This is a genomic window from Rhizobium favelukesii, assembly GCF_000577275.2.
Taxonomy (GTDB): Bacteria; Pseudomonadota; Alphaproteobacteria; order Rhizobiales; family Rhizobiaceae; genus Rhizobium; species Rhizobium favelukesii.
On sequence record NZ_HG916852.1, the window covers coordinates 609,611 to 621,427 of the forward strand.

Annotated in this window: 14 protein-coding genes and 1 tRNA gene; 10 read left to right on the top strand and 5 right to left on the bottom strand. The window is 59.3% G+C overall.

Features of this window, described 5'->3' with window-relative positions; genetic code table 11:
• Positions 1-19: 19 nt before the first annotated feature.
• Positions 20-220 carry an excisionase family DNA-binding protein gene (locus tag LPU83_RS75735; RefSeq protein WP_112334065.1) on the bottom strand — a complete coding sequence of 67 codons (201 nt, stop codon included), beginning with the start codon at positions 218-220 and terminating at the stop codon, positions 20-22.
• Positions 221-235: 15 nt separating this feature from the next.
• The gene (locus LPU83_RS41370; protein WP_342213981.1) at positions 236-535 is read right to left on the bottom strand and encodes a helix-turn-helix transcriptional regulator; all 300 of its coding nucleotides are present in this window, start codon (positions 533-535) and stop codon (positions 236-238) included.
• Between the two features lie 83 nt (positions 536-618).
• On the opposite strand from LPU83_RS41370, the gene LPU83_RS41375 reads away from it, so the two are divergent.
• Genes LPU83_RS41375 through LPU83_RS41390 form a run of 4 tightly spaced genes read left to right on the top strand, consistent with a single transcriptional unit; the run spans position 619 to position 1,659 of the window.
• Positions 619-939 carry a hypothetical protein gene (locus LPU83_RS41375; RefSeq protein WP_024318310.1) on the top strand — a complete coding sequence of 107 codons (321 nt, stop codon included), beginning with the start codon at positions 619-621 and terminating at the stop codon, positions 937-939.
• Positions 936-1,148 carry a hypothetical protein gene (locus tag LPU83_RS41380; protein ID WP_024318309.1) on the top strand — a complete coding sequence of 71 codons (213 nt, stop codon included), beginning with the start codon at positions 936-938 and terminating at the stop codon, positions 1,146-1,148. The genes LPU83_RS41375 and LPU83_RS41380 overlap by 4 nt, the downstream gene beginning before the upstream one ends.
• Positions 1,145-1,399 (top strand): hypothetical protein, encoded by a 255-nt coding sequence (locus LPU83_RS41385; RefSeq protein ID WP_024318308.1) that lies wholly within the window; start codon positions 1,145-1,147, stop codon positions 1,397-1,399. The genes LPU83_RS41380 and LPU83_RS41385 overlap by 4 nt, the downstream gene beginning before the upstream one ends.
• Positions 1,393-1,659 (top strand): hypothetical protein, encoded by a 267-nt coding sequence (locus tag LPU83_RS41390; RefSeq protein ID WP_024318307.1) that lies wholly within the window; start codon positions 1,393-1,395, stop codon positions 1,657-1,659. The genes LPU83_RS41385 and LPU83_RS41390 overlap by 7 nt, the downstream gene beginning before the upstream one ends.
• A 191-nt stretch (positions 1,660-1,850) precedes the next feature.
• Here LPU83_RS41390 and LPU83_RS41395 read toward each other — a convergent pair.
• Both LPU83_RS41395 and LPU83_RS41400 read right to left on the bottom strand, forming a co-directional pair.
• Positions 1,851-1,926, bottom strand: a tRNA-Thr gene (locus LPU83_RS41395).
• A 129-nt stretch (positions 1,927-2,055) separates the two neighbouring features.
• A complete protein-coding gene (locus LPU83_RS41400) occupies positions 2,056-3,015 on the bottom strand; it encodes an NAD(P)H-dependent flavin oxidoreductase (RefSeq protein ID WP_024318306.1) in 960 nt (319 codons plus the stop codon).
• A gap of 254 nt (positions 3,016-3,269) precedes the next feature.
• Between LPU83_RS41400 and LPU83_RS41405 the strand changes: the two genes are divergently transcribed.
• Positions 3,270-4,457 (top strand): hypothetical protein, encoded by a 1,188-nt coding sequence (locus LPU83_RS41405; protein ID WP_037069027.1) that lies wholly within the window; start codon positions 3,270-3,272, stop codon positions 4,455-4,457.
• Between the two features lies 1 nt (position 4,458).
• Here the strand turns inward: LPU83_RS41405 and ppk2 are convergent, their stop codons facing one another.
• A complete protein-coding gene (ppk2, locus tag LPU83_RS41410) occupies positions 4,459-5,340 on the bottom strand; it encodes a polyphosphate kinase 2 (protein WP_024318304.1) in 882 nt (293 codons plus the stop codon).
• 236 nt (positions 5,341-5,576) lie between these two features.
• Here ppk2 and phoR point away from each other — a divergent pair, with 236 nt between their 5' ends.
• The 5 genes from phoR (at position 5,577) to pstB (ending at position 11,814) form a co-directional block, all read left to right on the top strand.
• Complete coding sequence (gene phoR, locus LPU83_RS41415) at positions 5,577-6,800, top strand: phosphate regulon sensor histidine kinase PhoR (RefSeq protein ID WP_024318303.1); 1,224 nt, start codon at positions 5,577-5,579, stop codon at positions 6,798-6,800.
• 199 nt (positions 6,801-6,999) lie between these two features.
• On the top strand, positions 7,000-8,034 hold the full coding sequence (locus LPU83_RS41420; protein ID WP_024318302.1) for a substrate-binding domain-containing protein: 1,035 nt from the start codon (positions 7,000-7,002) through the stop codon (positions 8,032-8,034).
• 149 nt (positions 8,035-8,183) lie between these two features.
• Positions 8,184-9,665, top strand: coding sequence for a phosphate ABC transporter permease subunit PstC (gene pstC, locus LPU83_RS41425; protein WP_024318301.1), 1,482 nt, complete (start codon positions 8,184-8,186; stop codon positions 9,663-9,665).
• On the top strand, positions 9,662-10,984 hold the full coding sequence (gene pstA, locus LPU83_RS41430) for a phosphate ABC transporter permease PstA (RefSeq protein ID WP_037069030.1): 1,323 nt from the start codon (positions 9,662-9,664) through the stop codon (positions 10,982-10,984). The genes pstC and pstA overlap by 4 nt, the downstream gene beginning before the upstream one ends.
• 14 nt (positions 10,985-10,998) lie before the next feature.
• Positions 10,999-11,814, top strand: a complete 816-nt coding sequence (gene pstB, locus LPU83_RS41435) for a phosphate ABC transporter ATP-binding protein PstB (RefSeq protein ID WP_024318299.1) — start codon at positions 10,999-11,001, stop codon at positions 11,812-11,814.
• Positions 11,815-11,817: the final 3 nt, after the last annotated feature.

Here is an 11,817-nt window from a genome sequence, read left to right on the forward strand (position 1 = left end):
ATCCTCTCCACCCTCGGCCCTACTCCCCGCGGGAGCCTTGATTTCGTTCGAAGTGGTCAACGTCGGCCCACTTAATCCTGATCAGCTTACCGCCCAAGCGGAAATACGGGAGTTGACCCGCGGCGAGCATATTCCGGACGTGACGTTCCGAGCACAGCCAGCGCTCTGCAAGCGACTTCGGCGTGAACGGACGATGGTCTTCGTCTAGTGGTGCGCTCATTCTTTCGGCCTCGGCTCACCGTAAACTTACGTGCTTATTCCCAACAAGTCGAACACCCGGTTGTCCGTGGTTTAAGAACTCGATGCCTCGTTCCTCCAGGACACGTTGAACCGTCTGAACATTCTGCGCCCTACCTGCAATCTGTCCGCTGCCCGCGGCTTCCATGTTCCGGATCGTGTTCACATTCACCCCGGCCATTTCGGCAACTTCCTTCTGTTCTAATCCGGCTAGCGCGCGCGCTGCCTTTAGTTGATTTCCCGTTGTAAGCATTCGAAAACCCCTTCTCAAAATTAGAAATATAGGTATCAAAACCATATATGCGTTGACAATGGTTAAAATCGGATTAGGGTTACTGAAAATAGATAACTAGTTTCTAAACCTAAATAGGAGTTCACTGCATGCCGACCCCATCGATTCCGGCTGCCGGCGAAGCTATGCCGAAGCCAACCCCAACCGACGAGCAGATCGTCCGCGCGTTCTGCGACCTTGAACATGACGTCTGCTGCCTCCGCAGCATGATCAACATCCTTGGTGATATGCTCGACGACAATCTCGTTGACGTAGACACCGGCGCCCAGAGCAGGCAGGAAGTGTTCAAGATCTGGCTCACAGACGGCCAGATGAACATGCTGTCGTTCGCATGGAATGACGTGATCTGCCGGGCCAACCGCCTCGAGCGAGCATTCTTTGCGGCCGTTGATGGTGAGCGCGCACAATGACGTCACCTTCTCTCGTGTCACGCAAGATCAGCGACGTCGAGGACATCCTGTCTAGCGTTCGCTTCCTCAACGAAGCCGTCTTCCTTGCCGCCTGCGGCATTGGAACTATTGAATACACTAACGCCATCCAGGCAGTCTGTGACGAGATCGAGAACAAGCTGTTGGTTGTAGGTGAGCGTCTCGACGAGATCCGGGAGGAGCTGAAATGAAGCCAAACGAACCTCTCGATCCGTCGGACCTCGTCTACGAGCTTGGCGACCTAGAACAGCTCCTGCGGGCGATCTATGACGTTATGCACGAGATGGATTACGTCAGGCAGGATGGCAGCCGCATCGTCGAACTCGACAAAGTCGCCTCGCTTCAGCGTATCGCCTGCACTCACGCCGCTATGTTGGTTGCTGCATCTTCAAAATTCGATCGCGTGACTTGTTACGCCAGTGGGGAGGAAGGCAGATGCTGAGCGACCTCATTGCACGCTACATGGATGCCAAGCGCGTCTGGGAAGCGCAGTTCGACGAGGATTGCGACCGCGCCGGCGACAGCCCAGAATGGGACGTCTACATGGATCTGTCCGACGATGTTATCTCCTACCGCTGCAAGACGGCAGACGAATTGCACTCGAAGGCAGTCATCTTACTTTCCGACGCGAACATCTTCGACACGCTGAGCAACACCAACGGCCACGGTCCTCTGCGGAGATTGCTGGCCTCTCTCTGCTAGCCCGAGCCTGATTTCTCTTCCCTGTGCCTGCCCGCTTCGCGAATGAAGCGGGCTTTTTCATTGCGGCCCCCCTCTCTGACGGCAGCTCGGGAGTTTATTCACAGAAATGTGAAAGGGGGATCGATAGGTGGTTCGTCAATATCAGCAAGCACTGCAATTAATTGATTTTGCTAAACAATCTACGAAAAGAATGGTGCCGCTTACGTGACTCGAACACGTGACCCCATCATTACGAATGATGTGCTCTACCGACTGAGCTAAAGCGGCAATCCCTGCGGCCGAACGATGCGGCCCGCGATTTGCATGGGGCTGATACAGGCATTGTTTGAAGATTTCAAGCGCCCTGTCATCTCTTCGGCAAAAAAGAACGACGCTGTGGAAATCCGTTGCCGGTCTCTAGAGCGACAGTCGCGCCCGGGCAGCCGCGTATTCCGCTTCGAGCCGATCGACAAGCGTGTTGACCGGTTCGATCGCCTTGATGGCGGCGATGCCTTGTCCGCTGCCCCAAATGTCCTTCCATGCCTTGGCGCCGCCGACGGCCTGTTCGAAATCCATTTTCGAGGGATCGGCGACCGGTAGGTTGTCGGGGTCGAGGCCGACTGCCCTGACCGACGGTTTGAGGTAGTTGCCGTGCACGCCGGTGAAGTAGTTGGAGTAGACGATGTCGTTCGCCATGCCATCGACGATGGCCTGCTTGTAGGCTTCAGAGGCGCGTGCCTCTTCGGTTGCGACGAAAGGCGTGCCGATATAGGCCATGTCGGCTCCCATGGCCTGCGCCGCGAGGATCGCGCCGCCATTGGCGATCGCGCCGGCAAGCAGCAGCGGCCCGTCGAACCATTCGCGGATTTCCTGGACGAGGGCAAAGGGCGAAAGCGTGCCGGCGTGACCGCCGGCACCGGCCGCGACGGCGATCAGCCCGTCCGCGCCCTTGCGAATGGCCGAGTGTGCATGCCGGTTGTTGATGACGTCGTGGAGCACGATGCCGCCGTAGGAATGCACCGCGGCATTCACCTCCGGCACGGCGCCGAGCGACGAGATGACAACAGGCACCTTGTATTTGACGCAGAGCCTGAGATCGTGCTCCAGCCGCTTGTTCGACATATGGACGATCTGGTTGACGGCAAACGGAGCCGCCGGCCGTTTAGGGTTTGCAGCGTTGTAGGCGGCCAGCTCCTCGGTGATCATGGCGAGCCATTCGTCGAGCTGGCTCTCCGGCCGTGCGTTCAGCGCCGGAAAGGCGCCAACGATCCCAGCCTTGCACTGCGCCAGCGTCAGCGCCGGATGCGAAATGATGAAAAGCGGGGAGGCGACGATCGGCAATCTGAGATTCTGGGTTAGGATCGGAGGCAGAGCCATGAGACACCGTGAGAATTGACGTTTACGAAAACGTCAATGTGATACCAGAGACTTTGGCAGAGGAAAAGCTCGCTCTATCGATTCCACAAATATCGGCTATTCTTGCAGGGACATAAGAGGTGTGCGGCAACCGTGCGTTATCCCCTGCCGATGCGATCCGGAGGCCCGGTGAGGCTTGCGATTTGCTGTGGCAGTGGTTACCGCATTTACGAACTGTTAGGGATAAGGCCCAGTCTCAGAGTAAAGGACCGGATGTGAGCGGATTAGAAACGGCTATCAGAACGGCGCTCAGCAATGCCGATCGCGACAATCCCGAAGTCCGTGCAAAAATCTATCAGTCCGCGCGTCAGGCGCTCGAAGCCGGTCTTCGCAAACAGGACATCACTGACGCGGAAGCGGTTGCCTATCACCGCCACAGGCTCGAAACGACGATTCATATGATCGAAGCGGAGGAGCGCGAGCGCCTTCATCCGCGCCAGGGACCGCCGGAAATTCCTGTTCCACCAGTCGTGGAAATGCCGAAGCCCGCTGCCCACGTGGCAGAGGAAGAGGTAGCGAACGTCTCGATCGGCGGCGAGACTCGCGAGCATTCCGTCACGGATCCGCGCTTCGACGACGAATCCAGCCTCGCCGGCGTGCATGCCGGTAGCGGTGACCATCTCGGCGTTGCGCCGGTTGCTGAGACGCCGGCTGCGGAACGAAAGCCGGCTCAGATGGACTTCCGGCCGGAGCGCGCGGCGGTTCGGCGCAAGCCGCGCAAGTTCTTCTCCCGGCTGCTCGTCGCCTGCGTGCTTCTTGCCTTCATCGGCATGGGCGCCTGGTGGGTATATTCATCGGGCTTGCTGATGACCGCTGCAGAACGAGATACAAGCGTTGCCAATCCGCCGGCGAGCACGCAACCGGAAGACTTCGACGGCGCCGACAGCGGCAGCGATAACGCTGCTGCGGGCGATAATGCGGCGCCCGTCGCGATCGACCCGCAGAATTCGTTCTCTGCCGATTGGATCGAGGTTTTCAAGCCGTCCGACGCCGACAAGATCAAAACCGGCGCACAATCTCAAACCCAAAATGTCGCGGAAAATGACGGCCCGGCTGTGCGCCTGATTTCGCAGAGCAATGGCAGTGACGGCAATGTCAGTATCAGCGTTCCGGCCGATGTGCTGCAGCAGCTGGCCGGCAAGTCCTCGACGATTGCGATCACGCTGCAATCGACGTCCGACGAACCGACGCAGATTACCGTGGAATGCGATTTCCAGTCGCTCGGCGACTGCGCCCGCCATCGCTTCTCCGTCACCCGGCAGAAGTCGGATGTGCTGCTCCAGGTCCGCTTCGATCGATCGCTGGCGCCGAACTCTGCGGGAAGCCTTATGATCAACAGCGACGTCGACGGCAAGGCGCGGGGCATCAACCTCTACGCCGTGCGAATCCTGCCTGCGCAATAGGCTATTTCAGGAAATGGGGACCTGCGCCGATGATTTTATCGTCGAGCTTGCCGATGGCGTCCTTCTCCTTGCCGTCGTAATCCATCGTCTTCAGCATGTGACGGATCAGGTTCAATCGAGCGCGACGCTTGTCGTTGGCATGAATGACCGTCCATGGCGCGAATTCCGTATGCGTCTCCTTCAGCATGCGGTCGCGTTTCTCGCTGTAGTCGCCCCATTTCGTCAGGGCCGCTATATCCATCGACGACAGTTTCCAGACCTTGAGAGGATCGTGGCGCCGATCATGGAAGCGCTTCAGTTGCATCTCGCGGCCGATATCGAGATAGAATTTGAAGAAGAAGATGCCCTCATGGGCGATGATCTTCTCGAGCTGAGGCGCCTGGTTCAGGAAATCTTCATATTGTTTCGGCGTACAGAAACCCATGACGGGCTCGACGCCGGCACGGTTGTACCAGGACCGGTCAAAGAGCACGAACTCGCCGGCAGTCGGGAATTGCGCAACGTAGCGCTGGAAATACCATTGCCCGGCTTCGCGTTCGGTGGGTTTCGTCAAGGCGACAACGCGGGCGAGGCGAGGATTCATATGAGCCGATGAGGCGGAAATCGCGCCACCCTTGCCCGCCGCATCTCGCCCCTCGAAAAGGGCCAACACCCGCCTGCCAGTGGCCTGCAGCCAGAACTGCACCTTGACCAGCTCGATCTGCAGCTTCTCCAGGTCCTCAAGGTATTCCTCTTCCTGGAGCTTTTTGTTGTAGGGGTAGTCGCCCGATTGCAAGGCAGCCTCGTCAACCCATTCCGGCAGCACGGGATCGTCGACGTCGAAGACACGTTTCTTTCCGCGGATGTCCAGTTCGACGGCTCTACGTTCGACATCATCGGCCATGGCTTCTCCCCCCACTGTGAGCTTCGAATGCAGGCGACCATATTTCTCGTTGAAAATCAAATGTCTTGCAGTTTGCGGAAATTCCTGTGCGTTCCCGTCACGGCTTTTCCGTCTGCCGGTTGCAGCCGAAAACTTCTGTCATGATTCACGGCTATCAGGCAGAGTTTGAAGATAGAAGTACGAGTCGAGATCGCGAGGGGCAGTTGGAAAACGAGACGCCATGGACACGAAGCCTGATTTTGCGCATTCGGCAGGAGCGCCCCGTCCTGCTTGTGGCGCTGCTGATCGCACTGATCGCGCTTGCCGCAGGCACGAACAAGTGGGTTGTGCTCGGCCTTCTGCTACTGATGATCATTACGGCCTTGTGGCACGCGGTTCCGATCATCCCGGAAGTCCCGCTGGAACCCATTCCCGAGACTGTCGAAACTTCCGGCAACCGCTTGGCCGAGGTTACCGCGACGCTGGAGGCGCTCGATGTGCCGGTCATGGTGCTCTCCGGCGACGCCTCGGTGCTTTACCAGAATCGCGCCGCCGAAAAGGCTTTTGGCGAGGTCACCACTGGTGCACATATTTCCGCTCGCCTGCGCTCGCCTGGCGTCCTCGACATGATTAGTGAAACGATTGCGACCAATGCACCGAACCAGATCGAGCATTCCGAACGTCTGCCATCCGAGCGCGTTTACATCGTCCGCAGCGCGCCGGTGATCCTTGATGGGCAGCAGCCTGCCGATGAGCGGTTCTTTGTGGTTTCTTTTCGGGATATTTCCGAAGTCCGTCGCATCGACCGCATGCGCTCCGATTTTGTCGCCAATGCCAGCCATGAATTGCGCACGCCGCTCGCGTCCCTGCGCGGTTTCATCGAGACCATCCAGGGACCGGCAAAGAATGATGCGAAAGCGCAGGAGCGCTTTCTCGGCATCATGCTGGATCAGACCACCCGCATGAGCCGTCTTGTCGACGACCTGCTGTCCCTTTCGCGCCTCGAGCTCAAGTCACATATCGCCCCGGATCATAAGGTCGACCTCGTTCCCCTTCTCGGCCACGTGAGGGACTCGCTGGTACCGTTGGCAAATGACGTCGGCGTTGAGATCGCCCTGCATCTTCCGCAAGGCAAAGCAGAGGTGCTCGGCGACCGCGACGAGCTGGTGCAGGTCTTTGAAAACCTGATAGAAAATGCCTGCAAATACGGGCAGGAGGGAAAGGCGGTCGATGTGTTCCTGAAGAACGGTCGGGGCGAGCCGGTGGAGGTCGCCGTCGTCGACAAGGGGCCGGGTATTCCGGCCGAGCACGTGCCGCGTCTGACGGAGCGATTCTACCGCGTGAGCATCGAGGATAGCCGCTCGAAGAAGGGCACGGGGTTGGGCCTTGCCATCGTCAAGCACATCCTGACGCGGCACCGGGCGCGCCTGATCGTCAAGTCTGAAGTCGGCAAGGGAACGAGTTTCACCGTGCGTTTTTGACATAAAACCGCAGGCGTTCGTCCGTGCACACGAATTTTATCAAATAAATTCAATAGTATAATACGTCACAAATGTTTCATCAAAATGACATAAAAGCTCTGGTCATCAGGGGCTAAAGAGAGCGGGCCGCTGATGAAGACGGCACCGCCAAGGGCCACTCAAGGCCGCACTCAGACCGCTATATGCCCGGGAGATTGTTATGAACGCCTTTAAATTTACGGTCGCTGCACTCGCCGCTTCCGCCGCTTTTGCCGGCGCGGCTGTTGCTCGCGACCAGGTTCAGGTTGCTGGTTCGTCCACCGTCCTGCCTTACGCCAAGATCGTTGCCGAAACCTTCGGCGAAACCTTCAAGGACTTCAAGACGCCGGTCGTCGAATCCGGCGGCACGGGCGCGGGCCTCAAGGAATTCTGCAAGGGCGTAGGCCCGGACACCATCGACGTTGCCAACGCTTCGCGTCCGATCAACGCCAAGGAACTGGATGCCTGCAAGGCGGCCGGCGTAACCGACATCCAGGAAGTGAAGATCGGCTATGACGGCATTGTCTTCGCAACCGACTCGTCCAACCCGGACGTTGCCTACGTTCCGGCCGACATCTACAAGGCTCTGGCTGCTCAGGTCGTTGTTGACGGCAAGCTCGTCAACAACCCGTACAAGAAGTGGTCGGAAGTTAATCCGAAGCTCCCGGCCGTTGACATCGCTGCCTACATCCCGGGCGAAAAGCACGGCACCCGCGAAGTCTTCGAACAGAACGTTCTCGCAGCTGGCTGCAAGGCCTCCGGCGCTCTGGATGTCATCAAGGCTGCGGTTTCCGAGGCTGCTGCTCAGACCAAGGCTTGCGTCGCAGTCCGCAAGGACGGCGCTGCTGTCGACATCGACGGCGACTATCCGGAAACCCTGGCACGCATCGCTGCCAACAAGACCGGCGTTGGGATCTTCGGCCTTTCCTTCTATGAAAACAACGCCGACAAGCTGAAGGTTGCAACCGTCAACGGTATCGTTCCGTCGACCGAAACCATCTCCGACGGCACGTACCCGGTTTCCCGCCCGCTGTTCTTCTATGTCAAGAAGGCACACCTCGGCGTTATCCCGGGCCTGAAGGAATATGTCAACTTCTTCGTTTCGGAGCCGATGATCGGCCCGGATAGCCCGCTCGTCGAGTACGGCCTCGTTGCTGCTCCTGATGCAGAGCGCGACGCGATCCGCAAGTCGGTCGAAGATGGCAAGACCATGTAATGACCTTGCCGGCGCGATCGCCAAGATCGCGCCGGCATTGCCTTGTCCCGCCAGTTGGTACGGGGTTTGAACTTCTCCAAGTTTGAGAGCCGGATCGGTCCGCCTGCCGTTTCCGCTTTTTGGGGTCAAAGGGCCTGGGGACCTTACGAATGAGTACATCCGTCATACTCCTGTGCCTCGTGGTGCTGGGCGCCGTTGCCTTTCTGGCAGCCAGCAGCCGCGCTACGGCACTTGCGGGAGGCAAGTCCTCCGCGCTGCATTCGCGACCGGGCTATTATGGCGCCTATGCCGCTATCTGGACGATACTTCCGGCACTGATCGTGCTGTGCGCTTGGCTGGCAATCAGCCCTTCAATCATTGAATCTTCCGTCCGTGGCGCCTTCCCGGATGACGTCAAGGCGCAGCCTGCTGCGCAGCAGAACCTGAACTACGGGATGGTCAGCGCGATCGCACGCGGCCTGCCGCTGCTCACCCCGGAGGCGATCAGCGGTGCTGCCAGCGATCCGGCGGGCCTCCAGGCAAAGCTTGCTGCGAAGGGTGTTCCCCTTGCCGGTCAGCCGCAGCCCTACATGATCGACGCAGCGCAGAAGCTGAATGCTGAATCCGGCTCCAGCCGTCTCGTCATGACGGCGCTCGTTCTCGTCCTTGCCGTTGCCGGCGCGTTCTATGCGCTTCGCGAAGTCGCTCCGCGGTTCCGTGCACGAAACCGCGTCGAACGCGTCATGCTCTGGGGCCTGCTCCTGGCGTCGTCGATCGCCATCCTGACGACGATCGGTATCGTTCTGTCGATGCTGACGGAAGCCGCACATTTCTTCGCGGCAGTTCCTGCCGCAGACTTCTTCTTTGGTACTGTCTGGGATCCGCGCTTTGCCGGTGCCGGCAGCTCGTCCTTCGGGCAATTCGGCTTGATCCCGCTGTTGCTCGGCACGCTCTACATCGGTTTCGTTGCAATGCTGGTGGCAGTGCCTGTCGGTCTCTTCGCGGCGATCTACATGGCTGAATATGCTGCCCCCAGGGTCCGGTCTATTGCAAAGCCGCTGCTCGAGGTCCTCGCCGGTATTCCGACGATCGTTTACGGCTTCTTCGCCCTCGTCACCGTCGGCCCCTTCCTGCGCGACCTGTCTTCGCAGGTGAGCGGCCTCCTGTCTGGCAATTATACGAACTTCATTCAGGCGCAGAGCGTTTTGACGGCGGGTATCGTCATGGGCATCATGCTGATCCCGTACGTTTCGTCGCTGTCGGACGATATCATCACCGCAGTGCCGCGTGCGCTGCGCGACGGTTCCCTCGGGCTCGGTGCGACTCGCTCGGAGACGATCAAGAAGGTCGTGCTTCCCGCAGCGCTGCCCGGCATCGTCGGCGCGCTTCTGATGACAGCCTCGCGCGCCATCGGCGAAACCATGATCGTGGTGCTGGCGGCGGGCGTCGCAGCGCGCATCCAGCTCAATCCTTTCGAGCCGATGACGACAGTGACGGTCAAGATCGTCAACCAGCTGACCGGCGACCTAGAGTTTACCTCGCCGCAGACGCTGGTCGCCTTCGCCCTCGGCATCACGCTGTTCTTCATCACGCTTTGCCTCAACATCTACGCGCTCTACATCGTGCGCAAATACCGGGAGCAGTACGAATGACGGATATTGTTTCTCCGGTTCAAGGCGTTGTCGTTTCGATGGCGCCTGAACGTCGCGACATCGGTCTGAAGGGCCGCTATGCCGCCGAACGCCGGTTCCGTGCCTATGGCATAGCCGCGATCTCCTTTGGCTTGATCTTCCTGGCAATCCTTCTGACAACCGTCATCAGCAAGGGCTACACGGCCTTTCAGCAGACGGCGATCACGTTGCCGATCGAATTCAGCGAGAAAACGATCGACCCGAACAACAAGCGGGCGACCGATCCGTCCGTGCTGATTGCCGCGAACTACCCGGTTCTCATCCGCGACGCGATGATCAAGACGCTGAACCTGAACGCATCGAGCCGTCCTGATGTGCGTGATGCGACAGCGATGATCTCCAAGGGTGCGCCGATCCAGTTGCGCGACATGGTCGTTGCCGATCCGTCGCTCATCGGCAAGACGGTCAATGTGACGCTGCTTGCCGACGCCAACATCGACTCCGCCAACAAGGGTCAGATCGACCTCAAGGTGGACGAAAAGAACCGCAAGGTGAACGACAAGCAGGTTGGCTGGATGAACCAGCTGGCTGCCACCGGTACCCTGCACAAGCAGTTCAACACCGGGCTCTTTGTCAACGGCAACTCCAGCCGTCCGGAAGCCGCGGGCCTTGGCGTTGCGCTGATCGGCTCGCTCTACCTGATGCTGATCGTGCTTGCCCTCGCACTGCCGATCGGCGTTGCCGCTTCGATCTACCTCGAAGAATTCGCCCCGAAAAACAAGCTGACGGACCTGATCGAGGTGAACATCAATAACCTCGCAGCCGTTCCCTCGATCGTCTATGGTCTGCTCGGTCTTGCCGTCTTCATCAACTTCGCTGGCCTGCCGCGCTCGGCGTCGCTGGTCGGCGGTCTGGTGTTGACGCTGATGACCTTGCCGACGATCATCATCGCGACCCGCGCAGCACTTCGCGCCGTGCCGCCGTCGATCCGGGCGGCTGCTCTTGGCCTCGGCGCTTCCAAGATGCAGATGGTCTTTCACCACGTACTGCCGCTTGCGATGCCCGGCATCCTGACCGGCACCATCATTGGCCTGGCGCACGCGCTCGGCGAGACCGCACCGCTCCTCCTGATCGGCATGGTCGCGTTCGTAGCCAACGCTCCGGCAACGCCGATGGATCCTTCGACGGCCCTGCCGGTGCAGGTCTATATGTGGGCCAACGAAGCCGAACGGGCGTTCGTCGAACGCACGTCGGGTGCCATCATCGTCCTGCTCCTGTTCCTGATCGTCATGAACTTCGGAGCCATCCTCTTGCGTCGTCGCTTTGAGCGCCGCTGGTAAACGGAGTAGACATTATGAACATGTTGACGGAAGCAGCAGTTGAGAAGGCGCTGGATCAGAAGATGAATACCGTTCCCTATAAGATGATCGGCCAGGACGTCTCGGTTTACTACGGCGAGAAGCGCGCGCTCTTCGACGTAAAACTGAACATTCGCGAAAACACCGTGACGGCGCTCATCGGCCCTTCGGGCTGCGGCAAGTCCACCTTCCTGCGCAGCCTGAACCGTATGAACGACACGATCGACGGTTGCCGCGTCACCGGCAAGATCACGCTCGACGGCGAAGATATCTACGATCCGGATATCGACGTCGTGGAACTGCGGGCCCGCGTCGGCATGGTGTTCCAGAAGCCGAACCCGTTCCCGAAGACGATCTACGAAAACGTCGCCTACGGCCCGCGCATCCACGGTCTCGCCAAGTCGAAGGCCGACATGGATCAGATCGTCGAACTCAGCCTGCAGCGCGCCGGCCTGTGGAACGAAGTGAAGGATCGCGTTCATGAAGCCGGCACCGGCCTTTCCGGTGGCCAGCAGCAGCGCCTCTGCATCGCCCGCGCCGTTGCCGTGAGCCCTGAAGTGATCCTGATGGACGAGCCGTGCTCTGCGCTCGATCCGATTGCGACGGCAAAGGTCGAGGAGCTGATCCACGAGCTTCGCGAGAACTACACGATCGTCATCGTGACGCACTCGATGCAGCAGGCTGCCCGTGTTTCGCAGCGCACCGCCATGTTCCACCTCGGCAACCTCGTCGAGGAGAACGATACCGACAAGATGTTCACCAACCCGGACGATCCGCGCACCCAGGACTACATCATGGGGCGCTTCGGTTGATCG